Origin of the sequence: Nocardia sp. JMUB6875 (assembly GCF_041154655.1) — a bacterium.
GTDB lineage: Bacteria > Actinomycetota > Actinomycetes > Mycobacteriales > Mycobacteriaceae > Nocardia.
In genome coordinates this window covers 1-25,377 of the sequence record NZ_BAAFGR010000120.1, presented here as the reverse complement: position 1 = coordinate 25,377, position 25,377 = coordinate 1, and the positions used below count along the sequence as shown (strand labels likewise).

Here is a 25,377-nt window from a genome sequence, read left to right as displayed (position 1 = left end):
GCGCCCCACCTCGGTGGACCCGACCATCGGCAACAACCCCCGCGGCCACATCCAGCCCCCGGACGCCGATGACGACGACGTCGACGTCCCGTCCTTCATGCGCCGCTAACCCCAAGCGCCGCCGAGGATTTCGATCCGAACGCGCCCGTCCCGCTCACCGGGACGGGCGCGTTCGCGTATCCGGGTGTGGTGTGGGACCGATCTCCCCGGTGAGTGCGAGGTTGCCGGGGAATGGCTACTACCCTCGGAGGCATGACTGCAGCCGCACCTGTTTTCCGGACCAGACGCGTGGTGACCACCCGGGCGGGTGGGTTCTCGCAAGCGCCCTACGACTCGTTCAATCTGGGCGATCACGTGGGCGATGATCCGGAGGCGGTGCGGCGCAATCGGGTTCGGCTCGCGGAGAACATCGGGCTGGCGCCGGAGCAGCTGGTGTGGATGGAGCAGATCCACGGGCGGAATGTGGAGATCGTGGACGGGCCGCGCGGCGAGGCGGTGCCCGCCACGGATGCGCTGGTGACGACGCGGCGGGATCTGGCGCTGGTGGTGCTGACGGCCGACTGCGTGCCGATCCTGCTGTCCGATGATGAGGCCGGGGTGATCGCCGCCGTGCACGCCGGGCGGATCGGGGCGCGCATCGGGATCGTGCCGCGGGTGCTCGAGGCCATGGAATCCCTGGGCGCGAAGCCCGAGCGCATCGGCGCGTTCCTCGGACCGGCGGCCAGCGGTCGCCAGTACGAGGTGCCCGCCGCCATGCGCGCCGATGTCGAGGCGCATCTGCCGGGCAGCGCGACCACCACCGCCAAGGGCACGCCGGGCCTGGATCTGCGCGCGGGCATCCGCCGGCAGCTGGAATCGGCGGGTGTGGGCGCGGTCGCGATGGACCCGCGGTGCACTATCGAGGACAAGACGCTGTTCTCGCACCGCCGCGGCGCGCCGACGGGGCGACTCGCCGGTGTGATTTGGATGTCATCCGAGGGAGTTTCAGAATGACCGAAAGTTTTACCGCCGCAAAGGGATCCGATGCGACGGAGGTCACGCCCAACGCCGGGCGCGCCGCGGAGCTGGAATCCTCGCTCGCAGCGCTCATCGAGCGAATCGACGCAGCGTGCCGGGCCGCGGGCCGCGAACCGGGCTCGGTCCGGCTGCTCCCGGTCACCAAGTTCTTCCCGGCCTCGGATATCGAGATCCTCTATCACCTGGGCCGCCGCGAGTTCGGCGAGTCCCGCGAACAGGAGGCCGCGGGCAAGGTGGCGCAGCTGAGCCACCTGTCCCAAGTGCGCTGGGAATTCATCGGGCGGCTGCAGCGGAACAAGGCGAAATCCGTTGCACGCTGGGCCGATACCGTCTACTCGGTCGACAGCGACCGACTCGCCGACACCCTCGACGCGGGCGCGAAGGCCGCCCTGGACGACGGTGACCGTAAGGCCCCCTTGCGCGTCCTGCTGCAGGTCTCTCTCGACGCCGATCCCGAACGCGGCGGCGTTCGCGACGCGGCCCTGCACGCCCTCGCCGATCGGGTCGCGGCCGCGGAATCGCTGCAGCTCGCGGGCCTGATGGCGATCCCTCCGCTGGATGCCGACCCCGATGCCGCCTTCGAGCAACTCGCCCGCATCCACGCCTCATTAACGACCGACCACCCCGAAGCTATTGAGCTGTCGGCGGGCATGTCCGGCGACTTGGAGTCGGCCGTCCGCCACGGATCGACGTGCGTGCGTGTCGGTACTGCGCTGATGGGCGCACGACCGATAACCTCGGCGTAGCAAAGAAACCTCATCAGTCACATTTGAAACATATGCTTGGTGGCAGACGAGGGCTGAGCAGGACAACACCCCAGGCCAACCGGGGCCGAAGGAAGGTCGACCAGATGAGCACGCTGCACAAGTTCAAGGCGTACTTCGGCATGGTTCCGCTCGAGGATTACGAAGACGACTACGTCGACGATCGCGGCGCCACCCGGAGCGCCGACGAGCGCGGTCAGCGTCGTCCCCGGTCCTACGTCGAACGCGAGCGTGACTACGACCGATACGGCGAGGACCGCTACGACGACGAGCCCGCCTACGAGCCGTCGTACAAGGCGCCCTACAAGCCTGCCGGTTACGCACCCGTCTCGCGGCGTGACGACTACGTCGACGAGGTCCGCGACCGCTACGACGCCGACGACCGCTACGAGCCGTCGCGTCGTCCCACCCGCATCGACACCGCCCCGTCCAGCCGCACCCGGACCATGGGCGGCAGCGCGCCCATGGTGCGCGGCAGCACCCGCGGCGCGCTCGCGATGGATACCGACGCGGAGCGTCGCATTGAGGAGCTGCGGGAGCAGGAGCGCCGGATCGAGGCCGCCCGCCGTCCCCAGATCTTCGAGGACGGAGGCACCTTGTCCAAGATCACCACGCTGCGCCCGCGCACCTACGCGGAGGCCGCCATCATCGGTGAGCGGTTCCGCGACGGCACCCCGGTGATCATGGATCTGGTCGAGATGAGCAACTCCGACGCCCGCCGCCTGGTGGACTTCGCGGCGGGACTCGCCTTCGCCCTGCGTGGTTCGTTCGACAAGGTCGCCACCAAGGTCTTCCTGCTGTCGCCCGCCGATGTGGATGTCTCCGCCGAGGAGCGCCGCCGGATCGCGGAAAACGGCTTCTACAACCAGAAGTAACGAGCTGCCGCAGCTGCGAGTGCGCGGCCGCGGCAGCCGGGGGTCGGCGTTCGCGCCAAAAGTAAACCAAGGCAACGAATTACGTTGCGTCAACGGGGGTTGCGAAATAGTCGCGGGGGAATCGCGGGGGAGTCTTGTGCCCGAGTTGTCGGGTATCCGGGTGTCGCGAGTTGTGTCAGCGGCGCGAAGATGCCGTCACGCAGCGGTCATACGGCAGCAGTGCAGCTGTGACCGGCGCGATCAGTGTTTCTATTTTGCTGATCATGGATTCTGAGGCAGAGTGGTCGAGTGGCCCTGTTCCAGGTGGTGTACGTACTGCTGTTCCTCTTCTGGCTACTGCTGATCGCTCGCATCATCGTCGAGTTCATCCGCAGCTTCGCCAGAGACTGGCGGCCGACGGGCTTCGTCGTGGTCATCCTGGAGGTGATCTTCACGATCACCGACCCCCCGGTGAAACTTCTGAGGCGTTTGATACCCCCAGTGAATCTTGGGGGAATTCGGCTCGATCTGTCCATTATGGTCTTGCTCTTTATCGTGTTCCTCTTGATGACGATCACGGGCCAGGCAGGGCAGCCGATAGCTCTGGTGTGACAGAATGGCCGGAAAGAAAGCTTGCCCAGATCTACCGCTAGATCTCCATACGAAGCGTGAAGGGATCGTTCCATGCCGCTGACCCCCGCCGATGTTCATAACGTCGCGTTCAGCAAACCGCCGATCGGGAAGCGCGGCTACAACGAGGATGAAGTCGATGCCTTCCTCGACCTGGTCGAGCAGGAGCTCTCACGCCTCATCGAGGAGAACGCTGATCTTCGCCAGCGCGTTGCCGAGCTCGACGCGGAACTGGCTGACGCCAAGAAGAATCGGGGCCCCGCGGTCCAGCAGGTGAAGGCGCCCGCGCCGGAGCCCATCAAGGCCGCTCCGCCGGTGCCCCCGGCCCCGATGCCGGCGCCGATCCCGGTCGCCCAGGTCAAGCAGGACGCCCCCTCCGCGGATGCCAATCTGCAGGCCGCCAAGGTGCTTTCGCTGGCTCAGGAGATGGCCGACCGCCTCACCTCCGACGCCAAGACCGAGGCCGAGCAGCTGCTGGCCAATGCCAGAGCCAACTCGGAGCGACTGGTCAGCGACGCACGGACCCGCTCCGAGGCCATGATCGCCGACGCCCGCCAGAAGGCCGAGGCCATGCTGTCCGACGCGCAGACCCGTTCGGATTCCCAGCTGCGCCAGGCCAAGGAAAAGGCCGACGCCCTGCAGGCCGACGCCGAGCGCAAGCACACCGAGATCATGGCCACCATCACCCAGCAGCGCAGCGTGCTGGAGAGCCGCATCGAGCAGCTCAAGACCTTCGAGCGCGAATACCGTGTGCGCCTGAAGTCCTACCTGGAATCGCAGCTGGAGGAGCTGGAGAACCGTGGTTCGGCGGTCCCGGTCGACGGTGGCGAGTTCGGCGCGGACGCGTCCGGCAACGGCGCACTCCTCAAGGGCAGCAAGTAAAGTCGGTACTACGGCCAGCGATGCCGCGCCGTTCCGGGCCGATGCCCGGGTGGTCAGGCATCGTCGCCAACCTTTCGAGTCCTCCGATGGCCCGTGCTGTCGAAGCCCAAGAAGGGGATGGTGCACTTGCTCGTAGTGACGCTGACGCTCGCCGCCGTGGGTTTCGGCCTGCTGGTGACCGCACTGACCACCGGTTCGGTGATCTGGGCATGGGGCTGCATCATCGTGTGCGTGATCGGCGCGGTGCTGCTGCTCGTCAGTGCGTTGTCGCTGCGGACCGAGAACGACGAGGAAGCCTCGTCGCGACCGGGCGGTAGACACGCGAAACATTGAGATCTGGCGAGTGGGCGGGTCCGCGGAATAACCGCTGGACCCGCCCCGCTAGTATGAAGACAGCAATACGACGTCGATCCGGCCATCACCGGGGAGTCTTCGGAAGAACGGCGAGGTCACTCGCTTACTAGAACCGAACGGGTGAGCCCGTCACAGCTCGCAACGAGAGGCTCGGTCCTGCAAGGGTTTTCATGATCCGGGGGGCTGGGCAAGCGGGGTGGTACCGCGGTTACGACGCACCGGCGTCGCCATCGTCCCCGTGCCCTTAGGTGATGGCACGAGGAGACGAGAGGCCGCCATGGCGGACGAGACCACTACCCGAAGCGCATACCCCCGCGTCGAGCTGAGCAAGACCAGCGGTCAGGTGTCCTTCCCTGAGCTGGAGCAGCGGGTCCTGGACTACTGGGCCGCCGACGACACCTTCCGCGCCAGCATCGAGAACCGTTCCGATGCAGAGGAATTCGTCTTCTACGACGGACCGCCCTTCGCCAATGGGTTGCCGCACTACGGCCATCTGCTCACCGGATACGTCAAGGATTTGATCCCGCGATTCCAAACCATGCGCGGGAAGAAGGTCGATCGTCGATTCGGCTGGGATACTCACGGCCTGCCCGCGGAAATCGAAGCGGAGAAGCAGCTCGGTATCACGGACAAATCACAGATCGATGCCATGGGTCTCGCGGAATTCAATGCCGCGTGCAAATCCTCGGTACTCCGCTACACCAACGAGTGGCGTAACTATGTCACCCGTCAGGCGCGCTGGGTCGACTTCGACAACGACTACAAAACCCTCGACCTCGACTTCATGGAATCGGTCATGTGGGCGTTCAAGTCGCTGCATGACAAGGGTCTGATCTATCAGGGCTTCCGGGTGCTGCCCTACAGCTGGTACGAGCAGACCCCGCTGTCCAATCAGGAAGCGCGCCTGGACGACTCCTACCGGATGCGCCAGGACCCGGCGGTCACCGTCGACATGGTCCTCGACGTGCCGGCCGATCATCCGCTGCACGCCCTGGACGGCGCGAACGCCCTGATCTGGACCACCACGCCGTGGACCCTGCCGTCCAACCTCGCGATCGCTGTGCACCCCGACGTCACCTACGCGCACGTCGAGGGCAAGGACGGCAAGCGGTACGTGCTGGCCGCCGAGCGGGTCTCGCACTACGCGCGCGAGTTCGGCGAGGAACCGACCGTGCTGTCCGAGCATTCGGGCGCGGCGCTCGCGGGCCTGCGCTACCGGCCGCCGTTCGACTTCTTCCTGGGTCACCCGAACGCGCACCGCGTGCTCAACGCCGATTACGTGACCACCGACTCCGGCACCGGCGTCGTGCACCTCGCGCCCGCCTTCGGTGAGGAGGACATGGATGTCGCCTCCGCCAATGGCATCGACGTCGTGCAGCCCCTCGACGCGGGCGGCAAGTTCACCTCGATGGTGCCGCCGTACGAGGGCCTCATGGTCTTCGACGCCAATCCGGTCATCATCAAGGACCTCAAGGCCGCCGGAAAGTTGCTGCGGCACGAGACCATCGAGCACTCCTACCCGCACAGCTGGCGTTCGGGCCAGCCGCTGATCTACATGGCGGTGCCGTCCTGGTTCGTGGCGGTCACCAAGTTCCGCGATCGCATGGTGGAGCTCAACAAGGAGATCACCTGGGTTCCCGAGCACATCCGCGACGGCCAGTTCGGCAAGTGGCTGGAGAACGCGCGCGACTGGAACATCAGCCGCAACCGGTACTGGGGCGCGCCCATCCCGGTGTGGATCTCCGACGATCCGGCCTACCCGCGCGTGGACGTGTACGGCTCGCTCGATCAGCTGGAGCAGGACTTCGGCGTGCGGCCGACCGATCTGCACCGGCCGATGATCGACGAGCTGGTGCGCCCGAATCCCGATGACCCGACCGGGAAGTCGATGATGCGGCGCACCCCCGAGGTGCTCGACTGCTGGTTCGAGTCGGGTTCGATGCCGTACGCGCAGGTGCACTACCCCTTCGAGAACAAGGAATGGTTCGAGGGCACGCCTGATGCCGCCGCCCACAGCCCCGGCGACTTCATCGTCGAGTACAACGGCCAGACCCGCGGCTGGTTCTACAACCTGCACGTGCTGTCCACCGCGCTCTTCGATCGCCCGGCGTTCAAATCGGTTGTGGCGCACGGCATCGTGCTGGGCGACGACGGCCTCAAGATGTCCAAGTCCAAGGGCAACTACCCGGACGTCAACGAGGTCTTCGACCGTGACGGCTCCGACGCCATGCGCTGGTTCCTCATGGCGTCCCCGGTGCTGCGCGGCGGCAACCTTATCGTCACCGAGCGCGGCATCCGCGAGGGCGTGAGCCAGGCGCTGCGCCCACTGTGGAACGCATGGACCTTCCTGCAGCTGTACGCCTCGGCCCCCGGCACCTGGCGCACGGACTCGAAGCACGTGCTGGACCAGTACATCCTGGCCAAGCTGGCGCAGACCCGCGACGTCATGACCGACGCCCTCGAGGTCTACGACATCGCGACCGCCTGCGACGAGCTGCGCACCTTCGCCGACGCGCTCACCAATTGGTATGTGCGCCGGTCGCGTTCGCGCTTCTGGGAAGAGGACCGCGATGCCATCGACACCCTGCACACGGTGCTCGAGGTGACCACCCGCCTGGCCGCCCCGCTGCTGCCGCTGCTGAGCGAGGTCATCTGGCGCGGCCTCACCGGCGAGCGCTCGGTGCACCTGGCCGACTGGCCCGCCGCGGACGAGCTGCCGCACGATGCCGAGCTGGTGTCGGCCATGGACGAGGTGCGCACGGTCTGTTCCACGGTGCTGAGCCTGCGCAAGGCCCAGAACCTCCGTGTGCGCCTGCCGCTTTCGGAGGTGACCGTGGCCGCGGCCGACGCGGAACGCCTGCGGCCCTTCGTGGATCTGATCGCCGACGAGGTGAACGTCAAGCGCGTCGACCTCACCACCGACGTGGCCGCCCACGGCCGCTTCGAACTCGTGGTCAACGCGCGCGCCGCCGGACCGCGCATCGGCAAGGACGTCCAGACGGTCATCAAGGCCGTCAAGGCGGGGGAGTGGAGCGAGGCCGCCGACGGCACCGTGTCCGCCGCCGGAATCGCCCTGCTGCCCGAGGAATACACCCAGCGCCTGGTCGCGGCCGAGCCCGAGTCCACCGCCGCCCTGCCCGGCAATGCCGGTCTGGTGGTGCTGAATTCGGTGGTCACCGAGGAGCTGGAGGCCGAGGGCTGGGCCCGCGACCTCATCCGCGATCTCCAGGAGACCCGCAAGTCGCTGGGGCTGGATGTGTCGGACCGCATCACCGTGGTGCTGGACGTTCCGGCCGAGCGGCTGGGCTGGGCGGAGACCCACCGCGAGCTGATCGCCGGTGAGATCCTCGCCACCGCACTCACTTTCGGTGAGGCGGGCGCGGACGCCGCCGAGATCGTGGGTGGCGTGAAGGTGTCGATCACCAAGGCGTGAGCCGATAGTCGAGAGGGGCGGAACCGAATCGGTTCCGCCCCTTCTCGTTTGCGCTAGGTGCGGGGCCGCAAGCCGTCGAGGACGTGGTCGACCAGGTTCGGCGCGTCGAGGACATCGCCCACGCCCAGCAGGAAGCGGAGATAGACCGGGCCGTAGATCAGATTGGTCATGACCAAGGGGGACAGGTCGTCCCTGATCTGCCCGGCGCGGATGGCGGTCTCCAGCCGCCGCGTCGCATTCGTCTGCCGCGGTTCGACGAAGGTGTCGCGGACGTTCTGCATGAGCTTCGGGTCGTGCTGTGCCTCGGCGATCACCCCGCGGTAGACACAGCCGACATCGCCGGCGAACATCCGGGACAGCGCGGTGACCTGGGTCTTCAGATCGGCCGCGATGTCTCCGGTATCGGGAAAGTCGGTGGCCGAACCGATCTGGTCATTGATGGCCTCGAGCGCGATCGCGCCCTTGGACGGCCACCACCGGTAGATGGTCTGCTTGCCCACCCCGGCCTTGGCGGCGATGGCCTCGATGGTGAGTTTGCCGTAGCCCTTGCTCACCGCCAGCTCGAAGGTCGCGTCCAGGATCGCCTGATGCGACGTGGCGTTGCGCAGTTCGGGGTTCGGTGCCGGTGACATGCGTCGATAGTACCGCGCAACGAGACGGAACGTCTCGTCTTGACAGGTGATCATGACCGGTCTAACTTCTCTACATGAGACGAGACGGACCGTCTCGCCTGATTTATCGGGAACACGGTCGCTAGGAGCGAACAATGACCACTCTCACCACCACCGCCACTGTCACCGCGAATGTCGCCGCCCCCGCGGCGGTTCCGTCGGTGCACCGGCGCGCCGTCATCACCTGGCTGGCCGTGTACCCGACCATCACTCTCGCACTGGCCCTGCTCGGCCCCCTGATGACGGACCTGCCGCTGATGGTCCGCACCCTGGCCCTGACCGCCGTCGTGGTCCCGGCCACCGCCTACGTGCTGATCCCCATGCTGATGAAGGCCAACCACCACCTGACCCTGCGGCTGCACCGCTGACGGTGTCTCGAAACCCGCACACCCCCAACGGATTCGAAGGAACGAAGATGACCGACACCGCAACCACCGCCGCCGACCGCTTCGAGCGTGGTCTGTCCGTCCTCGACGAGGTCGGCGGGCCCAGCGGCCGGGCGGTGGTCGGCGGCCTGGCCGATATCGCTCCGGACCTGGGCCGCTATGTCGTCGAGTTCGGTTACGGCGACATCTATTCCGGCCCCGGCCTGACTCTGGCGCAGCGGCAGCTCGCCACCATCGCGGCGCTGACCGGAATGGGTACCGCCGCACCGCAATTGCGCTGGCACATCGGCGGCGCGCTGAACGTCGGCGTCACCCCGGCCGAGGTGGTGGAGACCATCGTCCACATCGGCGTCTACGCCGGGTTCCCGGCCGCGCTCAATGCCCTGGCCGAGGCCCGCAAGGTCTTCGCCGAGCGGCCCGAGGCCGGAAACCCGGTGACCGCCAGCCAGATTCGCCCGGACGAGACCACCCAGCAGCGCTACGAGCGCGGCCTGGCCAAGCTCGCCGAGGTCGACGGCGACGCCGCCGACCACATCTTCGAAACCCTCGGCGCGACCGCGCCGGACCTGGCCCGCTATCTCGTCGAATTCGCCTTCGCCGACGTGTATTCGCGCCCCGGACTCGATCTGAAGACCCGTGAACTCGCGACCGTCGCGGCCTGTACCGCCATGGGCACCGCGGCTCCCCAGCTCCGCGTGCACCTGCACGGCCTGTTCAATGTCGGCGGCACCGTCGAGGAGGCCGTCGCGGTCATCACCCAGATGGTGTCCTACGCCGGGTTCCCCGCCGCGATCAATGCGATCACCACGCTGCGCGAGGTACTTGCCCAGCGCTGACCCGCTCTGACCGGGCGATTCGCCCTCCGGCGTGATCTGGGTCTCGAGACACGCCAGCCCTGGTTCTCTTGTGACGCATGTTGCGCGTGCGATACAACGGCTATCAGCTAGCAAATTTGATCTTTGGCTGAAGCAGTTCCCGCGGTATCGCCGATGAAGGGGCGCGCACATGGCTCGAAGGCAGCTAGGCAGGCTCAGAACTTTGGTTACCGGAGTGATGGCCATGGGTTTGACCGGGGCTTTGTGGGCTGGAACCGCCCATGCGGACACCGGCTCGGGGGCATCGGGATCCGCGTCCGGATCCTCATCGGGCAGCGGAACCGGCTCGTTCTCGGGCAGCGCCAGCGGTTCGGCGCAGTTGCCACTCGCTAGCCCGCGCGCTCAGATCGCGCTGGCGCTGGCGGGCACGCAGACCGGCAAGCCCTACGAGTGGGGCGGCACGGGTCCGGACACCTGGGACTGCTCGGGTCTGGTGCAGTGGGCCTTCCGCAGCGTCGGCATCTTTCTGCCGCGCACCACGTGGCAGCAGGCCGAGGTCGGGCTCGAAGTCCCGTTCGGCGCACTGCAGCCCGGGGATGTGCTCATCCTCAACGATGACGCCTCCCACGAAGGCATCTACGCGGGAGGCGGCAACGTCTTGAACGCGTACGACTGGGGTGTGCCCGTCGGCCTGACTCCGCTGAGCCAGTTCGACATCTACACCATTCGACGCTTCTTCTGAATCTGCTTACTCGACAACGAGTTCCACGGGGATGTTGCCCCGGGTGGCCTTGGAGTACGGGCACACCTGGTGCGCGGCCTCGACGAGCTCGCGGCCCTTCTCGTTCTGCAGCTCCTCGGGCAGCTCGACGCGCAGCACGACGGAGATGCCGAAACCGGTCTCCTCGTCCTTGTTCAGGCTGACGTCGGCGGTCACCGAGGCGTCGCCGATCGAGACACCCGCGTTGCGGGCGACGACCTGCAGCGCACCCGCGAAGCAGGCCGAGTAGCCCACCGCGAACAGCTGCTCCGGGTTGGTGCCGTCACCGCTGCCGCCGGCCTCCTTGGGCTGGGCCAGCTTCAGGTCGAGGTAACCGTCGGAGCTGACCGAGCGGCCCTCGCGGCCGACGGAGGTAGCGGACGAGGTGAAGAGCTTAGCCATTTCGAATCTCCCTAGACAGACTTGTCTGTTCAGACGTTGCCCAGAGTAGACAGACCTGTCTGCTATCGTCAATACCGGAATCCCGCGCAGGGGGAAGGAGTGCAGGTCGCATGAGCGAAGCGCGTGATCGCCTGCTGGACACCGCGACTCGGCTGTTCTACGCCGAGGGCATCCACACGGTGGGCATCGACCGCATCATCGCCGAGGCCGGCATCGCCAAGGCGACCTTCTACCGGCACTTCAAGACCAAGGAAGACCTGGTCGTCGCGTATCTGGTGCGCGAATACGGCAGGCAGCGCGAGACCTTGGAGGCGATCCCGGGCGTCGGCGCGGACTCCATCGTCGGCATCTTCGAGCGACTCGGCGACCTCAGCTGCGGACCCGGTTTCCGCGGCTGCCCGTTCCTCAACGCGGCCGTCGAGTTCCCGAATCCGGATCATGCCGTGCGCAAGGTCGTCGACGACTATCGCGCCTGGTTCCGCGATCTCATGGCCGACCGGCTGCGCGCCGCGGGCCATGACGATATCGACAATGCCGCCCGCGTGCTGTTGCTGACCCGCGACGGCGTGGCCATCAGCGGGGGAGTAGGAGACAACGAGACGGTCCGGGTGGGCATCCGGACCGCCTTGTCGCAGTTGGGTATTCGGCCGAGCTAGACCCCGACGGTCTCCTCCATCTCCTCCTCGGCCTCCTCGTGAGTCTCGACCGCGGCGGCATGGCGCGGGCCGAGTTCGGCTGCGCGCTGGCGCTTCTCGGCCAATCCCGCGATGGCCATCAGGGTCACGCCCGCCGCGAACCACAGGATCAGGCTGGTGATGCGGCCGCCGAATCCCGCGCCGTCGAAGTACATCAGGCTGCGCGCGCCCTCGACGAAGCCCGCGCCGTTCCAGAAGTCGTGCAGCGTCCCGAAGAAGTCGTTCTGCAGCCACGGGCTGTAGACGCCGCCGGAGCTGGTGAAGTTCAGCATCACGAACAGCACCATCATGGCCAGGGTGGTCCAGCGCTTCAGGAAGGTGTGCAGGCCGATGCCGATGGCCATGATGCCCGCTGAGTACAGCCACGACATGGCCCACACCGCGCCCGCGTCATGGTCGACCACGTGGAAGACCGGGCCCGAGAGCGCCAAGCCGATCAGGCTCACCAGCAGCGAGGTGATCAGGCCCAGCAGGCCGCGCGTCCACATGGGCAGGCCCGCGCCCGCCGCGCCGATGGCGGCCACGCTGCCGTAGGAGCCGATGCTCAGGGCGACCAGCAGGAAGAAGATGCCCTGCGCGGTCGGATCGCCCGAGGCGGGGCTGGTCACGTCGGTGACGGTCATGGGCGCGTTCTGCTTTGCCGCGACCTGCCCGAAGACGGCCTCGACGGCCATGGCGGTGGTATCGGATCCGGCCTTGGCGACCAGCAATTCGGGCTTCTGTGGGTCCGGCACGTACGCGCCCGCCAGATCCCGGTCGCGCAGCTGGCTCACCGCATCGTCGCGGGTGGGCACGGTGATCACGTCGAGCGCATTGCCGCCCTTGTCCTTCATGGTCTGCGCCAGCACCTTCACCTGCGGGCTGTCGCCGACCACGGCCACGGCCAGGTGGTTGGGCTCGGGCTGGTGGAACGCGCCCAGGTACGCCAGGCCCATGCCCAGGCACATGAGCAGCGGGGTCAGCAGGTGGACGGCGACGTGCCGGATCTGGTGGGAAGCCATCAACTCATCTCCAATAGTTGGTAAATGCAACCAAGCGAGGTTGTAGTCTACAACCATGGATCGTGCACCCGCATTCCCCGGCCGCGCCGATGCGATCGAGGTCATACAGCGCGAGCTCACCGCGTTCGCCCGCCGCGCCCGCGGCCGCGCCACCGAACTGCATCCGGAGCTGTCGCTGGTGGCGTCGAGCATCCTGGATCTGGTGATCGAGCGGAACGGCTGCCTGGCCGCGGACCTGGCCGGGCACTTCCACCTCGACAAGTCGACGGTCAGCCGCCAGGTGGCCGCGCTGGAACGCGACGGCTACCTGGCGCGCGAGGTCGATCCCACCAACCGCCGCAATCTGGTGTTGCACGCGACCGCCGAGGGCAAGCGGGTGGCGCGGGCCGCCGCCCGCAGCCGCGCCGCCGCTTTCGCCGAACGCTTCCGGGACTGGGACGACGCGGATGTGGAGCGGATGGCCGAATACCTGGTCCGCTACAACGCCGCCGACGAATGAGCGGGCGGCGCAACCGGTTTCAGCTGGTGGATTCGGGCAGCCCGAGGCCCTTGGCCAGGGTCGGCCACGAGGTGCGCAGCGCGTCCTGCCAGTAACCCCAGGAGTGGGTGCCGGGCTTGGCGATATCGAAGGTCGCCGGAATGTCCAACTGCCGCAGGCGAGTCTTGAGATTGCGCGCGCACCAGTCGCTGGCCGCCTCCAGGATGCCGCCGACCAGGATCTGGTTCGGCAGGCCGCCGTCAAATGGGCCGAGGCTGCGGACATCGGCGACATTGTCGTGGCGGCCGGGCAGGCCCGAACCGTTGGAGACATAGATCCCGAGACCGCGCAGCGCCTCGGCATGGACGTAGGGATCGTTCGCGGCCCACTCCGGATCGTCCATTGGGCCGTACATGTTCACCGGATTGCCGCCGCCGATGGAGATCACCAGGTTGGCGAACTTCTGCCCGATCGGATCGCTGATCTGCGCGCAGCCGCTGTAGGCGGCGACCGCCGTGTACAGACCGGGCGCGGCGATCGGCAGCTGCAGCACCGAGGTGCCGGACATGGACATGCCCGCGATGGCGTGAATCCCGTTGGTGTCCAAGGCCGTATCGACGAGCGGGGGCAGTTCCTCGGTGAGGAATGTCTTCCACTTGGGCAGCCCGAACCTGGGATCCGGTGTGCGCCAATCGGTGTAGTAGGTGAACGCGCCGCCGATGGGCATCACCACGTTCACGTTCTTGTCGTCGAAGAACTCGCTGGAATCGGTATTGCGCTTCCAGGTGGCCGTATCCTGGCCGCCCCCGGCGCCATTGAGCAGGTAGAGCACCGGCCGCGGCTCGGAGGTGTCGGCGGGGCGCTGCACCTCGACCGCGATATCGGTGTCCATGGCCGCCGAGTGCACGTGCAGCGTCAGATTGCGGGCGTCGCGAATCTCGAAGGAGCGAATGGTGGATCCGTCGTCGGAGACCGCGTTCCCGGCCAGGGTGGCGGTGCTGGTGATGGGATCGGGCGGTGCTCCGGAAGCCGTCCCCGCCGGGACCACCATCGAGAATGTAGTGACAACAGAACATCCTGCCGCCGCGAGCATCGCCGCTCGGGTGCCCAATCCGCCTAGCAAAACCGACCTTCGATCAACCGGGTGTCCCGACCCGGATGGATGATCGCCGAAACCTGCCCCTATGTTTCGGGTTTCGACAAAATCGGTGATGTGATCTATTCGGCGACGAGCTGACGCAGCAGCGGCCCGTACTCCGGATGCGCCAGCGCCGAGGCGAATTGGGCGGTCAGGTAGTCGGCCGGGTTGCCGGTGTCGTACCAGCGGCCGCGAATCACCTGGCCGTACACCGGGTTCGAGGCGGCGAAGATATTGATGGCATCGGTCAGGTAGACCTCGCCGGTGCGGTGGGTGTACCAATCGTCGACCTGCTTGCGCAGCTCTTTGATGATGCCGGGGGTGACCACGTAGCCGCCGATGGCCGCGAAGGACGAGGGCGCGTCGCTGGGCTTGGGCTTCTCCTTGAGGCCGCTGATCCGCATCAGGCCCGCGCCGACGGTCTCCTCGACCACCGGCACGCCGTAGCGCTGGGATTCGGAGGGATCCATGGGCATGAGCGCCAGCACGGGCGCGCCGGTCTGCTCGTAGGCGTCCACCAGCTGCTGGGCGCGCGGCACCTCGGCGACGAACACGTCGTCGGGCCACAGCACCAGCATGGGCTCGTCGCCCAGGTGGCGGGCGGCATTGAGCACGGGGGTGCCGTTGCCGTAGGGGCCGTGCTGGTCCAGGTAGGTGATGTGCCCGGCGCGGCCGAGCTCGCCGACCTCCTCGACGGCGTCGGCGTAGGCAGCCTTGCCGTCGGCGCGCAGCTGGGCGACCAGGGCGGGATTGGGGCGGAAGTGATCCTGGATCAAGGACTTTCCGCCGCTGACCACGATGGTGATATCGGTGATGCCCGAGGCCACCAGCTCGCGGACCGTGTGTTCGATGACCGGCTTGTCGCCGACCGGGAGCATTTCCTTCGGAATCGCCTTGGTCAACGGCAGCAGCCGCGAGCCGATGCCGGCGGCGGGAATCACGGCCTTGCGAATCGTCATGGCTCGATCATCACACAGATGGCTGCACGTACCTGTCGGTAGCCGGTTGTAGATTTCCCATTGTGAACCCGTCCGCCGACCTTCAGCCGCAGGTCATCGAGCCTGTTCGGGGGCAACGGCGGTGGGTGCTGCACATCGATATGGACGCTTTCTTCGCATCCGTCGAGCAGTTGACGCGGCCGACCTTGCGCGGGCGGCCGGTGCTGGTGGGCGGCATGGGCGGGCGCGGTGTGGTGGCGGGGGCCAGCTACGAGGCGCGGGTGTTCGGGGCGCGTTCGGCCATGCCCATGCATCAGGCGCGGCGGCTGGTCGGGGTGTCGGCGGTGGTGATCCCGCCGCGCGGGGCGGTGTACGGGGAGCTCAGCGGGCAGGTGTTCGACACCTTGCGGGCGCGGATCCCGGTGCTGGAGACGCTGTCGTTCGACGAAGCGTTCGGGGAACCGGCGGAACTGGTGGGGGCGAAACCGGATCGGGTCCTCGAATTCTGTGAGGAGCTGCGCACGGCGGTGCTGACGCGCACCGGACTGGTGGCCTCGGTCGGCGCGGGCGGCGGCAAGCAGCTCGCCAAGATCGCGTCCGGGCTCGCCAAACCCGATGGGGTGCGGGTGATCTCGGCGGCCGAGCAGGACCGGTTCCTGTCCGCGCTGCCGGTGCGCAAACTCTGGGGGATCGGCCCGGTCGCCGAAAGCCGTTTGCGCTCATTGGGAATCGAGACGGTGGGTGCGCTGGCCGCGCTGCCGGAATCGGAGGCGTCCTCGATTCTGGGCGGCAGCGTCGGGGTGGCGCTGCACCGGCTGGCCCGCGGCATCGACGACCGGCCGGTGGCCGAGCGGGCCGAGGCCAAGCAGATCAGCGCCGAAACCACCTATGAGACCGACATTCTCAATCTGGCCCAGCTGCGCCCGGCCATCGAGGCCATGGCCGCCTCGGCGCACCGGCGGTTGACCGAGGACGGGCGGGCCGCGCGCACCGTGGTGCTCAAATTGAAGAAGACGGATATGAGCATCCTGACCCGGTCCTCGACGTTGCCCTATGCCACCGAGGATCTGGTGACGCTCACCGCCGCCGCCCAGCGCTCCGCCCTCGATCCCGCCGAGATCGGGCCGATTCGCCTGGTGGGTGTGGGTTTCGCGGGGCTGTCGGAGGTCCGGCAGGAATCGCTGTTCCCCGAACTGGATCAGACCGTCGACCCCGGCGGCGCGGTCTCCGACGAGCCCACCTTCGCGATGCCGCAGTCCCCGGATCCGGTGGTGCCGCCCGCAACTCGCTCCTACGCGGTCGGAACCTGGTATCCCGGACTCGATGTCGAGCACCCTGAATACGGCCACGGCTGGGTGCAGGGCGCGGGCCATGGCGTGGTGACCGTGAGGTTCGAAACCCGTTCCACGGGACCGGGTCCCGCCCGCACCTTCCCCGCCGAGGACCCCGATCTGAAGCGCGCGGATCCCCTCGACAGCCTGCGGTGATGCGGTTAAGACATATTTGCGCGAATTATGAGGATTCGGACTGAAAATGCCGCGTCATCGGCGACGAAGAGGGTTTCCGAGACCCCGCGTTGGTAGTCTCGCGAGCTGTCGAACGGATCTCCACGAATGCAAAGGACGAGCAGTTGAAGCTTCAGAAAACTGGACGCATCGCGGTTGCCGCTCTGGCGGTGGTCACCGTACTCGGGCTGTCGGCGTGTGGGAGCGATGACAAGAAGGACAGCAAGCCCAAGACCACCACCTCCAAGGCCACGACCTCCCAGGTCGCCTACCCGCCGGCCCCGACCGCCGCGGACCTGAACGCCCAGCTGCAGAAGGCGCTCGACCCGAACGTGCCGGACTCGGAGAAGCTGGACATGATGCAGGGCGTCTCGGCCGACCCGACCCTGCCCAACCGCCTGGCCGAGGCCTACAAGCAGAACAACGCCACCATCACCGTCACCAATGTGACCGATCTCGGCAACGGCACCCTCACCGCCGACGCCCAGGTGGCGGTCAACGGCGGCCAGCCGCAGCAGGCGGTCGTGCCGTTCGTGGCCGAGGACGGCAAGTGGAAGGTCCAGAAGGAATGGATCTGCAACGCCCTCTCGCTGGCCAACCAGACCTCCCCGGCCTGCAGCTGAGCCCCTAATGAGCGACCCGGCATCCCCTAACCCGATGCCGGGTCGCTCCTCTCTTGGCGCGTGATCATGAGTTCCGCTTAGGATCGGCGGTCGTGACCGACGTGTTGGAGAAGGCGGGGCAGGATTCCGCCGGGAGTGCTGGTGCCGAACCCGAGAGACGAATTCGAGGGGGATGGGCCCGACCGCTCGCTCTGATCGCCGGCCTGGTGGCCGTGGTATCCGCACTGGCCGTGCCGCTGCTACCCGTCGTGGTCGATCACACGACTCTGAGCTGGCCGCAAGGCAATTCGGCGCAGAGCATCGAAGCTCCGCTGGTGACCTACGCGCCCTTGACCTTCGATGCCAGCATTCCCTGTTCGGCTGTGACGCAGCTCGGTTCGAAGGGCGGCACGCTCGCCGCCACCGCGCCCAATGGTGCGCCGGACCTCGAGCGCTACGGCTTCGTGGCCCGGGTCACGGCGGCCTCCACCACCGACGGCGTGACCACGCCGGGCAAGTTGGAGGCGATCACCCACCACAAGACGCTGGTGAGTGTTCCCACAGATCAGCTTCCGGCCGGGTGCGCTCTCACCGTCCACTCGGATATGACCGCCACCACGGCGACGCTGACCGGTTCGTCGGTCGCGCCGGTCACGCTCGCCGGTGACTACCGGCCGCAGCTGGTCGGTGTGTTCAGCGATCTGAGCGCCTCCGACGGGGCCAAGGTCACCGCGCAGGTCGACAGCCGCTTCACCTCCGTGCCGAGCACGATCAAGAAGATCGCCATCTGGACCGCGATCCTCGGCACACTGATCGCCTTGTTCGCGCTGTTCCGGCTGGACCGCCTCGACGGTCGCCGCAGCCGCCGCTTCCTGCCGCAGCACTGGTGGAGCTTCAAGCCGGTCGACGCGGTTGTGCTGGGGATACTGCTGCTGTGGCACTTCATCGGCGCCACGACCTCCGACGACGGCTACCAGTACGGCATGGGCCGCGCGTCGATCCACGCCGGGTACATGGCCAACTACTTCGGCTACCTGGGCGTGCCCGAAACCCCGGTCGGCACACCGTATTACGACCTGATCGGCCATATGGCGCAGATCAGCCCGGCCAGCCCGTGGATGCGCCTGCCCGCGCTGCTGTGCGGCATCGTGATCTGGCTGGTGCTCAGCCGCGAGGTGATTCCCCGGCTGGGCGCGCGGATCCGGCGCGACCGGATCGCGGTGTGGACCGGTGCGCTGGGCTTCCTGGCCATCTGGCTGCCGTACAACAACGGCCTGCGGCCGGAACCGCTGGTGGCCCTTGGGCTTCTGCTCACCTGGGTCTCGGTGGAGCGGGCCATCGCGACCGGTCGACTATTGCCCTACGGCATCGCCATCACGATCGGCGCGCTGAGCTGTACCGTCGGCCCGTCCGGCATCATCTGCTTCGCGCCGCTGCTGGCCGGTGTCCGGCCCATGTGGCGGATTCTCAACAGGCGCGCAAGCGAATTGAGCAAGCCGGTGCCCGCGGGCTCGAACGGGTTCACCGTGCTGCGCACCCGGTTCGGCGCGTATCTGAGCCTGGCCGCGCCGCTGGTGGCGGCCGGTGCGGTGGTGCTGGCGATCATGTTCGCCGATCAGCCGCTGGCCTCGATGTTCGAGATGCGGCGGGTGCACGATCTGATCGGGCCGAATGTGCACTGGGACGCCGAATACATTCGCTACCAGTACCTGTTCATGCCGACCATCGACGGTTCGCTGGCGCGGCGGTTCGGCATGTTCGCGTTCTGGATCGGGCTGCTGGTGTGCGCGTTCGTATTGCTGCGCAAGGGCGGACGGATTCCGTTCACCGCGCCCGGGCCGGTCAAGCGGATCCTCGGCACCGGCGTCGGCGTCATCCTGCTGATGATGATCACGCCCACCAAGTGGACCCACCACAACGGTATCTACGCCGGAATCGCCGGTGTCATCGCGGTTTTGACGGCCGTCGCGGTCGGGCCGAAGGTGATGCGCTCGCCGCGCAATCGGGCGCTGTTCGCCGCGATCGTGGCCTTCGCGCTGGCCGTGGCGTTCTCCAGCATCAACGGCTACTGGTACGTCTCCAACTGGTCCATCTCGTGGAACGACAAGGCGGTCGTGATCGCCGGAATCGGCGCGGACAAGATCCTGCTGGCGGTCGCGCTGGGTCTGCTCGGTCTTGCCGGTTGGTTCCACGTGCGCGCACCGCAACAGCCGGGCCCGCACCGCATTTCGAAGCTGGGCTGGCGCTTCGTGGCGATCCCGCCGCTGACGGTGGCCGCCGCGTTCATGGTGCTGTTCGAGGTGGCCTCGCTGGCCAAGGGCGCGGTCGTGCAGTACCCGGCGTTCTCGCTGGCGCGCTCGAATGTCGATGCGGTGCTGGGCAAGCCGTGTGGGCTGGCCAATGATGTTCTGGTGGAAGAGCATCCGAACGCCGGAATGCTGAAGCCGGTGAACGGTGACGTGCTCGGCACCTTCACCGCCGACGCGGTGGGCTTCTCGCCCAAGGGCGTGGCGACCGATCTGCGTGCCGACGACGACACCGACAACGGCGGTAACGTCTCCGCGGCGGTCAGCGGCCGCTCGTCCACGACCGTCGACGGAACCACCACCGCGCCACTGCCTTTCGGCCTCGACGCGAACACCCCGATGCTGGGCAGCTACGGCAGCAGCGAGGCCGTCTCGACCCTGACCACGGGCTGGTACTCGCTGCCCGCGGCCAAGGATCGCTCCGGCATCATCGCGATCGCGGCGGCCGGGCGCATTCGCTCGGTGGACAAGGACGGCGTCGTCACCCCCGGCCAGTCGGTCGAGGTGGAATACGGTGTGCCGGGCGCCGATGGCATCGACGCGCAGGGCCGGGTCACGCCGATCGATATCGGTCCCGCGCCGACGTGGCGCAATCTGCGGGTGCCGCTCAGCGATATTCCCACCGACGCCACCGCGATTCGCATTGTCGCCTCCGACCGCGACAGCGACGGTAAGCAGTGGGTGGCGCTCACGCCGCCGCGCATTCCGCAGACCGTCACGCTCGAGGACTACGTCGGCCGCTCCAAGCCCGTCCTGCTGGATTGGGAAGTGGGCCTGCAGTTCCCGTGCCAGCGGCCGTTCGATCACCTCGACGGCATTGCCGAGGTGCCGGACTTCCGCATCCTGCCCGACCGGGGCGGCGCGGCCATGACCACGCTGTGGCAGAGCCACGACGGCGGCGGTGCGCTGGGCTGGAGTTCGATGCTGCTGCGGCCGGTCACGCTGGCGACGTTCCTCGACAACGATCCGCGCCGGGACTGGGGCGAGCTTCAGCGGCTGGAGCGGATCGACGGTTCCGCGCAGACCGCGAAGCCGGTGGTGACCACCGAAACCCATTCGGGCCGGTGGAATCCCGGACCGATCAACGTGACCGGCTGGCAGTAGCTCCCGATCAGCCCTGCATCTCGGCCATGCGCTTCTGCATCTCCTCGGGGCTCACGTCCTCGACGTGCAGGGCCAGGGTCCAGCGGTGACCCCACGGGTCCTCGAGGGCCGAGGTGCGGTCACCGTAGAACTGGTTGGCGGGCGGCTGGAGCTCCCGCGCTCCGGCCGCCAGCGCGGTCGAGTGCGCGGCGTCCACATCGTCGACATAGATGTAGAGGTTGACCGGCGTGCCGCCGATCGCGCGGGGATCCAGGAAGCCCATGGACGGTGCCGGGTCGCCGAGCATGATCACCGAAGTGCCGAACTGCATTTCGCAGTGGGCCACCTTGCCGTCCGGACCGGGCATGCGATAGCGCTCGTCGGCGCCGAACACGTGCTTGTAGAAATCGATCGCCTGCGCGGCCCCGTTGCAGGCGAGGGCCGGGCTGACGGTCGGGTAACCATCGGGAATGGGTTTGACATCGGACATCGGAAACCTCCGATCGAGGTTGTTGTCGGACGCCCCCGAGCCTATTCCCGGGCACCGACAGGAATTGCTCGAATATCCCGATGATCATGCGAAAAGCGTTGGCTGCCGGAAAATTTCCGTGGCCATGGAAACCGGGCGGACGTTAGGGCCCGGCCGCCCCGCGCAGCTTGCGGACCTGCGCCGCGGTCATGGCGCTGAGCTGCTGCGGATCGGGCTCCTTGGCATCGGAGTAGGCGATCTGCACGACCGTCGAACCGACCAGGGTAATGCTCACATCGGTGTAGAGCGTGAGCCCGTCACTGGTGGTGCGCACCTGGAATGCGGTCGATCCGTCACCGGCCTGCGGCTGATTCAAACCGCCCAGCCGGAATTCGACTTTGGTGTTGTCGGCGTCCTTACCGGAATATTTCGTGCAGCCTTGCAATAGTCCTTGCACCGCGGAGAACGCCTGCGCCGCTCCACCGTTCGCGTACGACGCGGCGTCGATGTCGATGGAGGCGAAATCGGATCCGGCGAACTGCGCCGCCGCCTGCGCGGCCGAGCCCGGAGCCTGATTGGCGATGGACGCCAGGATCTTCGCGCACTGCGCCGGATCGGTCTTGGCGCCCGCGCCGCCGCTGGCGCCGGGCGGCGGATCATCGAGGGCGGTGAATCCGGCGGGCAGCTGCGAGGCGTCCAGCAGATCCGAGCGCAGCGTGTACTGATCCAGCGCCGGCGCGACGCCGGGCGAGGTCGAAGGCTGCACGGTCGGGCCGAGACTCGGCAGGGCGGGCGCGGAATCCTTGTTCCCGCAGGCGGTCACCGTCAGCGCCAGCGCGCCGGACAGCAGCGCCAGCCGCGTCACGCTCCCCACTGCACCTCCGTGCGCAGGGTCTGCCGCAGCGTCACCGCGCTGCGCGGATCGCGGTAGGTCTGGTTGCCGCCGACTTCGACGGAGCCCGAAACCGGCAGCGGCAGGCCGAGATCCACCGCGATGGTGCCGGTGCCGTGCATGAGGTAGTCGACGATCTCCAGCTGGCCCGCCTCGTTGGGCAGATGCCAGACAGTGGATTTCGGGGTCTGCACCACGTTCAGTTCGATGGTGAGCTGGTTGCCGTCGCGGGCGGTCAGGGTCGCGGTGGTCACCTGCTCGAGCGGCACACTGCCGGAAACCTGCTGGCGCACCGTCCACACCGCGCCCACGCCGACCGGCTCCTGCGGGAACGCGATGGACTGGTACACCGCTTGATAGAACGACTGCTCCAGGGCGGCGCGCGCGGTATCGGAGGTGGCGGGCTTGGGGGCCAGCTTGAGCGCGGTGATCGCGCCGAGCTCGTTGACGTCGAACCCGACCTGCGACCCGTCGGCGGACAGCAGCGCCTTGGCGAGGGCCGGGTCGGGGGAGGTGACATTGCCGAGGGTCAGCGCGACGCCGTCATTGCCGGTCTGCGCGATGAGCGGAATGGTCACCGAGGGCGGGGAGATATCGCGCTGGGCCTGATTGTTGATCTGCTGCTCGATGTGGTGCTCGGTGCTGAGCGTGACCTGCTGGGTGCAGCCCGGCTCGAGGGTGCGGCGCAGCTGCGCGCGGGGTTCGGCGCCCGGATCGACGACGGTGGTGGTCACCGCCTCGATGGGCATGGTGACCTCTTTGTTGATGCCGACCGGCTCGGTGCTGTCGGCCTCGACCGTGCGCTCGGTGCCGTCGCTGCAGCCGACGCCGAAGGCGGTCAACGTCATCGCGAGAACTACCAGCAGTACACCCGAGCGCGCGCCGCCTCGCCGCGGCGGGCGCGGGGTGCCGGAACAGGGTGCGGTGGCGTTCGCCGAGCTGGGGGATGAAGACAACACCGTCACGTCGAACAGGTTACGGCGCGTTCCTGAAAAACAGCTGGGATCACGAGGGGGACGGCCATTCGAAGTCGCTGGGCGGGGATGAGGAATGATGGGCAGGGTGAGTACCGACCGCCCGCGCGAATCCGGCGCAGAGGAACCCGATATCGCAGCGGAACCCGAGACGTCGTCAGAGTCCGAGGACGCTGCCTCGTCGAAGGCCGAGTCGAAGGCCGCCGAGGCGGTGTCGAAAGAGACCGTGGCATCGCAGCCGCTACGGCTGCGCAACCTGCTGGTGATCGCCGCGGTGGTGCTGGGGCTGGACCTGCTGACCAAGACCATCGTGGTCGCGACCATGACCCCCGGCAAGCCGATCTATCTGATCGGTGACTGGGCGCGCCTGACCCTGGTCCGCAATCCGGGCGCGGCGTTCTCCATGGCCACCGGCATGACCTGGCTGCTGACCCTGGTCGCGGCCGCCGTCGTGATCGGTGTCATCCGGATCGGCCGCACGCTGCGGTCGCTGCCGTGGGCCATCGGCCTGGGCATGGTGCTGGGCGGCGCGCTCGGCAATCTCATCGACCGGTTGTTCCGGGCGCCCGGACCGCTGCAGGGACATGTGGTGGATTTCGTGGCGGTCGGCTGGTGGCCGGTGTTCAATGTGGCCGATTCCTCGATCGTGTGCGGCGCGATCCTGCTGGTGGCGTTGACGGTGTTCGGTTTCGAACCCGACGGCAGCCGCATGCACCGCGAGCACGCGACGAGCGCGAAGGGGGAGACCGCATGAGAGAGACCCGCAGTATGCCGGTGCCGGACGGGCTGGACGGCATGCGTGTCGATGCCGGACTGTCGCGGCTGCTGGGGCTGTCGCGCACGGCGGTGGCCTCGATGGCCGAGGAGGGCGCGGTCCAGCTGGACGGTGTGGCGGCCGGGAAGTCGGACCGGTTGAGCGCCGGGGCGTGGCTGGAGGTCGAATTCCCGGAGCCCAAGCGCGAACTCACGGTCGAGGCGACGCCGGTGGACGGGATGAAGATCCTCTACGCCGACGACGACATCGTGGCGGTCGACAAACCCGTTGGGGTGGCGGCGCATACGGGTGTGGGCTGGAGCGGGCCGACCGTCGTCGGCGGGCTGGCGGCGATGGGATATCGAATCTCGACCTCGGGAGCCCATGAGCGGCAAGGCATCGTGCACCGGCTCGACGTCGGCACCTCCGGTGTGATGGTGGTGGCCCAGTCCGAGCACGCGTACACGCAGCTGAAGCGGGCGTTCAAGTACCGGACGGTGGAGAAGAAGTATCACGCGCTGGTGCAGGGGCATCCGGATCCGTCGAGCGGCACCATCGACGCGCCGATCGGGCGGGCGCGAGGGAATGATTGGAAGTTCGCGGTCACCGCGGACGGGCGGCCCTCAGTGACGCACTACGACACGATCGAGGCGTTCCAGTCCGCGAGCCTGCTCGACATCCATCTGGAAACCGGTCGCACGCATCAGATTCGCGTGCACTTCTCGGCCGTGCGGCATCCCTGCTGCGGTGACCTGACCTATGGTGCGGACCCGCGGCTGGCGGAGCGACTGGGGCTGGAACGGCAGTGGCTGCACGCGCGGCAGTTGGGGTTCAACCATCCGGCCGACGGGCGGTGGGTGGAGATCACCAGCGAGTACCCGGCCGACCTCGAACATGCCCTTGACGTGCTGCGCGCACACTGATCGGATTCCTGGGTGGATGCAACGACGCTGCGCCGCGCCGGGATCGCCGCGGCGGTCGTACTTTTCGCGGTTCTGATCGTTGTTCTGGGGTGGGCCATTCCGCCCCGGGCGGCGATCATCTCCACCGATCGGCTGGGGCCGGAGGGTGGGGAGCCGGTGGCGCAGTATCTGGCGCGGGCGCAGAAGTCGTTGGAGGGCAGTGATTCCGGGGAGCACTGGGCGCTGATGTCGTTCAGCCCGGGCATCACCGCCGACCGTATCCCTGAATTCACCGGCGGGCTGCGGATTTCACAGGTGGACTACCACGTGTCGGTCGACCGGGTCGCGACGCCGATCCTGGCCGTCGGCGTGCCCGCCGGGGACGGAGCTGCGGTTGCCTCGATCAAATCGGCTGCTGGGCAGGTGGAAACGACACCGACGTACGACGATCGTTCGGCGCGCGTCACGAAGCTCGTCGCCGCCCGCCTGAACGCCAACTGCCCCTGCGTTGTCGGTGTGGTTTTGCAGGGCACTCTGCCACAGCTCCGAAACCTGGCCTCCCACGCGGAGGTTCGTGCCGTCGAGGCCCTGCCCGCCGACGCTCCGGCGGGCGTGTTCGCTGTGTCGCCGTTGCTTCCCGAGCAAACCGACACCGCTAGCCCCACCCCCGAC

Annotated in this window: 26 protein-coding genes; 18 read left to right on the top strand and 8 right to left on the bottom strand. The window is 67.6% G+C overall.

Annotated elements, in window-relative coordinates; translation table 11 throughout:
• Nucleotides 1-252 precede the first annotated feature (252 nt).
• The 7 genes from pgeF to ileS all read left to right on the top strand — a co-directional run bounded on the left by pgeF (nt 253) and on the right by ileS (nt 7,934).
• Nucleotides 253-993, top strand: a complete 741-nt coding sequence (pgeF, locus tag ACAM49_RS27125) for a peptidoglycan editing factor PgeF (RefSeq protein WP_369638382.1) — start codon at nt 253-255, stop codon at nt 991-993.
• Nucleotides 990-1,763, top strand: coding sequence for a YggS family pyridoxal phosphate-dependent enzyme (locus tag ACAM49_RS27120; protein WP_369638381.1), 774 nt, complete (start codon nt 990-992; stop codon nt 1,761-1,763). Before pgeF ends, ACAM49_RS27120 begins: the two co-directional genes overlap by 4 nt.
• Before the next feature lie 104 nt (nt 1,764-1,867).
• The gene (locus tag ACAM49_RS27115) at nt 1,868-2,656 is read left to right on the top strand and encodes a cell division protein SepF (protein WP_369638380.1); all 789 of its coding nucleotides are present in this window, start codon (nt 1,868-1,870) and stop codon (nt 2,654-2,656) included.
• 288 nt (nt 2,657-2,944) lie between these two features.
• Nucleotides 2,945-3,247, top strand: a complete 303-nt coding sequence (locus ACAM49_RS27110) for a YggT family protein (RefSeq protein ID WP_369638379.1) — start codon at nt 2,945-2,947, stop codon at nt 3,245-3,247.
• Between the two features lie 72 nt (nt 3,248-3,319).
• Nucleotides 3,320-4,147: a DivIVA domain-containing protein gene (locus ACAM49_RS27105; protein ID WP_369638378.1), complete on the top strand. Its 828-nt coding sequence runs from the start codon at nt 3,320-3,322 to the stop codon at nt 4,145-4,147.
• 126 nt (nt 4,148-4,273) lie between these two features.
• Nucleotides 4,274-4,480 carry a hypothetical protein gene (locus ACAM49_RS27100; protein WP_369638384.1) on the top strand — a complete coding sequence of 69 codons (207 nt, stop codon included), beginning with the start codon at nt 4,274-4,276 and terminating at the stop codon, nt 4,478-4,480.
• 298 nt (nt 4,481-4,778) lie between these two features.
• The gene (ileS, locus tag ACAM49_RS27095; RefSeq protein WP_369638377.1) at nt 4,779-7,934 is read left to right on the top strand and encodes an isoleucine--tRNA ligase; all 3,156 of its coding nucleotides are present in this window, start codon (nt 4,779-4,781) and stop codon (nt 7,932-7,934) included.
• 53 nt (nt 7,935-7,987) lie between these two features.
• Here ileS and ACAM49_RS27090 read toward each other — a convergent pair whose 3' ends face one another.
• Complete coding sequence (locus ACAM49_RS27090) at nt 7,988-8,566, bottom strand: TetR/AcrR family transcriptional regulator (RefSeq protein ID WP_369638376.1); 579 nt, start codon at nt 8,564-8,566, stop codon at nt 7,988-7,990.
• 134 nt (nt 8,567-8,700) lie between these two features.
• On the opposite strand from ACAM49_RS27090, the gene ACAM49_RS27085 reads away from it, so the two are divergent.
• From ACAM49_RS27085 to ACAM49_RS27075, 3 genes are all read left to right on the top strand, one after another.
• The gene (locus ACAM49_RS27085; RefSeq protein ID WP_369638375.1) at nt 8,701-8,973 is read left to right on the top strand and encodes a hypothetical protein; all 273 of its coding nucleotides are present in this window, start codon (nt 8,701-8,703) and stop codon (nt 8,971-8,973) included.
• A gap of 47 nt (nt 8,974-9,020) precedes the next feature.
• Nucleotides 9,021-9,827 carry a carboxymuconolactone decarboxylase family protein gene (locus ACAM49_RS27080; RefSeq protein WP_369638374.1) on the top strand — a complete coding sequence of 269 codons (807 nt, stop codon included), beginning with the start codon at nt 9,021-9,023 and terminating at the stop codon, nt 9,825-9,827.
• A 223-nt stretch (nt 9,828-10,050) separates the two neighbouring features.
• Nucleotides 10,051-10,548 (top strand): NlpC/P60 family protein, encoded by a 498-nt coding sequence (locus ACAM49_RS27075; RefSeq protein ID WP_369638383.1) that lies wholly within the window; start codon nt 10,051-10,053, stop codon nt 10,546-10,548.
• Nucleotides 10,549-10,554: 6 nt separating this feature from the next.
• On the opposite strand, the gene ACAM49_RS27070 is transcribed toward ACAM49_RS27075, so the two are convergent.
• On the bottom strand, nt 10,555-10,968 hold the full coding sequence (locus ACAM49_RS27070) for an organic hydroperoxide resistance protein (protein ID WP_369638373.1): 414 nt from the start codon (nt 10,966-10,968) through the stop codon (nt 10,555-10,557).
• Between the two features lie 110 nt (nt 10,969-11,078).
• Between ACAM49_RS27070 and ACAM49_RS27065 the strand changes: the two genes are divergently transcribed.
• Entirely contained in the window at nt 11,079-11,624 is a 546-nt protein-coding gene (locus tag ACAM49_RS27065; RefSeq protein WP_369638372.1) for a TetR/AcrR family transcriptional regulator, read from the top strand.
• On the opposite strand, the gene ACAM49_RS27060 is transcribed toward ACAM49_RS27065, so the two are convergent.
• On the bottom strand, nt 11,621-12,664 hold the full coding sequence (locus tag ACAM49_RS27060) for a hypothetical protein (protein ID WP_369638371.1): 1,044 nt from the start codon (nt 12,662-12,664) through the stop codon (nt 11,621-11,623). The genes ACAM49_RS27065 and ACAM49_RS27060 overlap by 4 nt on opposite strands.
• Before the next feature lie 55 nt (nt 12,665-12,719).
• Here ACAM49_RS27060 and ACAM49_RS27055 point away from each other — a divergent pair, with 55 nt between their 5' ends.
• The gene (locus ACAM49_RS27055; protein WP_369638370.1) at nt 12,720-13,163 is read left to right on the top strand and encodes a MarR family winged helix-turn-helix transcriptional regulator; all 444 of its coding nucleotides are present in this window, start codon (nt 12,720-12,722) and stop codon (nt 13,161-13,163) included.
• Between the two features lie 19 nt (nt 13,164-13,182).
• Here the strand turns inward: ACAM49_RS27055 and ACAM49_RS27050 are convergent, their stop codons facing one another.
• Nucleotides 13,183-14,193 (bottom strand): alpha/beta hydrolase, encoded by a 1,011-nt coding sequence (locus tag ACAM49_RS27050; protein ID WP_369638369.1) that lies wholly within the window; start codon nt 14,191-14,193, stop codon nt 13,183-13,185.
• Nucleotides 14,194-14,360: 167 nt separating this feature from the next.
• The gene (locus ACAM49_RS27045) at nt 14,361-15,239 is read right to left on the bottom strand and encodes a UTP--glucose-1-phosphate uridylyltransferase (protein ID WP_369638368.1); all 879 of its coding nucleotides are present in this window, start codon (nt 15,237-15,239) and stop codon (nt 14,361-14,363) included.
• Between the two features lie 62 nt (nt 15,240-15,301).
• On the opposite strand from ACAM49_RS27045, the gene ACAM49_RS27040 reads away from it, so the two are divergent.
• The 3 genes from ACAM49_RS27040 to ACAM49_RS27030 all read left to right on the top strand — a co-directional run bounded on the left by ACAM49_RS27040 (nt 15,302) and on the right by ACAM49_RS27030 (nt 20,735).
• Nucleotides 15,302-16,705, top strand: a complete 1,404-nt coding sequence (locus ACAM49_RS27040) for a DNA polymerase IV (RefSeq protein ID WP_369638367.1) — start codon at nt 15,302-15,304, stop codon at nt 16,703-16,705.
• 143 nt (nt 16,706-16,848) lie between these two features.
• On the top strand, nt 16,849-17,346 hold the full coding sequence (locus ACAM49_RS27035; protein WP_369638366.1) for a hypothetical protein: 498 nt from the start codon (nt 16,849-16,851) through the stop codon (nt 17,344-17,346).
• Nucleotides 17,347-17,438: 92 nt separating this feature from the next.
• Nucleotides 17,439-20,735 carry an arabinosyltransferase domain-containing protein gene (locus ACAM49_RS27030; RefSeq protein ID WP_369638365.1) on the top strand — a complete coding sequence of 1,099 codons (3,297 nt, stop codon included), beginning with the start codon at nt 17,439-17,441 and terminating at the stop codon, nt 20,733-20,735.
• Between the two features lie 7 nt (nt 20,736-20,742).
• Here the strand turns inward: ACAM49_RS27030 and ACAM49_RS27025 are convergent, their stop codons facing one another.
• From ACAM49_RS27025 to ACAM49_RS27015, 3 genes are all read right to left on the bottom strand, one after another.
• The gene (locus ACAM49_RS27025; protein WP_369638364.1) at nt 20,743-21,204 is read right to left on the bottom strand and encodes a VOC family protein; all 462 of its coding nucleotides are present in this window, start codon (nt 21,202-21,204) and stop codon (nt 20,743-20,745) included.
• A 142-nt stretch (nt 21,205-21,346) separates the two neighbouring features.
• On the bottom strand, nt 21,347-22,057 hold the full coding sequence (locus ACAM49_RS27020) for a hypothetical protein (RefSeq protein WP_369638363.1): 711 nt from the start codon (nt 22,055-22,057) through the stop codon (nt 21,347-21,349).
• The gene (locus ACAM49_RS27015; protein WP_369638362.1) at nt 22,045-23,040 is read right to left on the bottom strand and encodes a hypothetical protein; all 996 of its coding nucleotides are present in this window, start codon (nt 23,038-23,040) and stop codon (nt 22,045-22,047) included. Before ACAM49_RS27015 ends, ACAM49_RS27020 begins: the two co-directional genes overlap by 13 nt.
• Before the next feature lie 97 nt (nt 23,041-23,137).
• Here ACAM49_RS27015 and lspA point away from each other — a divergent pair, with 97 nt between their 5' ends.
• The 3 genes from lspA to ACAM49_RS27000 all read left to right on the top strand — a co-directional run.
• Nucleotides 23,138-23,803: a signal peptidase II gene (gene lspA, locus ACAM49_RS27010; protein ID WP_369638361.1), complete on the top strand. Its 666-nt coding sequence runs from the start codon at nt 23,138-23,140 to the stop codon at nt 23,801-23,803.
• Nucleotides 23,800-24,726 carry an RluA family pseudouridine synthase gene (locus ACAM49_RS27005; RefSeq protein WP_369638360.1) on the top strand — a complete coding sequence of 309 codons (927 nt, stop codon included), beginning with the start codon at nt 23,800-23,802 and terminating at the stop codon, nt 24,724-24,726. Before lspA ends, ACAM49_RS27005 begins: the two co-directional genes overlap by 4 nt.
• A 12-nt stretch (nt 24,727-24,738) precedes the next feature.
• Nucleotides 24,739-25,377, top strand: a 639-nt coding sequence (locus ACAM49_RS27000; RefSeq protein ID WP_369638359.1) for a hypothetical protein, incomplete at its 3' end; no start/stop codon positions are given.

What these genes read in the sequence shown, in the direction of transcription:
- ACAM49_RS27075 (WP_369638383.1), top strand. Translation starts at nt 10,051, where the DNA reads ATGGGTTTGACCGGGGCTTTGTGGGCTGGAACCGCCCATGCGGACACC.
- ACAM49_RS27005 (WP_369638360.1), top strand. Translation starts at nt 23,800, where the DNA reads ATGAGAGAGACCCGCAGTATGCCGGTGCCGGACGGGCTGGACGGCATG.
- ACAM49_RS27050 (WP_369638369.1), bottom strand. Translation starts at nt 14,193, where the DNA reads ATGGTGGTCCCGGCGGGGACGGCTTCCGGAGCACCGCCCGATCCCATC.
- pgeF (WP_369638382.1), top strand. Translation starts at nt 253, where the DNA reads ATGACTGCAGCCGCACCTGTTTTCCGGACCAGACGCGTGGTGACCACC.
- ACAM49_RS27045 (WP_369638368.1), bottom strand. Translation starts at nt 15,239, where the DNA reads ATGACGATTCGCAAGGCCGTGATTCCCGCCGCCGGCATCGGCTCGCGG.
- ACAM49_RS27090 (WP_369638376.1), bottom strand. Translation starts at nt 8,566, where the DNA reads ATGTCACCGGCACCGAACCCCGAACTGCGCAACGCCACGTCGCATCAG.
- ACAM49_RS27070 (WP_369638373.1), bottom strand. Translation starts at nt 10,968, where the DNA reads ATGGCTAAGCTCTTCACCTCGTCCGCTACCTCCGTCGGCCGCGAGGGC.
- ACAM49_RS27115 (WP_369638380.1), top strand. Translation starts at nt 1,868, where the DNA reads ATGAGCACGCTGCACAAGTTCAAGGCGTACTTCGGCATGGTTCCGCTC.
- ACAM49_RS27120 (WP_369638381.1), top strand. Translation starts at nt 990, where the DNA reads ATGACCGAAAGTTTTACCGCCGCAAAGGGATCCGATGCGACGGAGGTC.
- ACAM49_RS27085 (WP_369638375.1), top strand. Translation starts at nt 8,701, where the DNA reads ATGACCACTCTCACCACCACCGCCACTGTCACCGCGAATGTCGCCGCC.
- ACAM49_RS27105 (WP_369638378.1), top strand. Translation starts at nt 3,320, where the DNA reads ATGCCGCTGACCCCCGCCGATGTTCATAACGTCGCGTTCAGCAAACCG.
- ACAM49_RS27065 (WP_369638372.1), top strand. Translation starts at nt 11,079, where the DNA reads ATGAGCGAAGCGCGTGATCGCCTGCTGGACACCGCGACTCGGCTGTTC.
- ACAM49_RS27055 (WP_369638370.1), top strand. Translation starts at nt 12,720, where the DNA reads ATGGATCGTGCACCCGCATTCCCCGGCCGCGCCGATGCGATCGAGGTC.
- ACAM49_RS27060 (WP_369638371.1), bottom strand. Translation starts at nt 12,664, where the DNA reads ATGGCTTCCCACCAGATCCGGCACGTCGCCGTCCACCTGCTGACCCCG.
- ACAM49_RS27025 (WP_369638364.1), bottom strand. Translation starts at nt 21,204, where the DNA reads ATGTCCGATGTCAAACCCATTCCCGATGGTTACCCGACCGTCAGCCCG.
- ileS (WP_369638377.1), top strand. Translation starts at nt 4,779, where the DNA reads ATGGCGGACGAGACCACTACCCGAAGCGCATACCCCCGCGTCGAGCTG.
- ACAM49_RS27080 (WP_369638374.1), top strand. Translation starts at nt 9,021, where the DNA reads ATGACCGACACCGCAACCACCGCCGCCGACCGCTTCGAGCGTGGTCTG.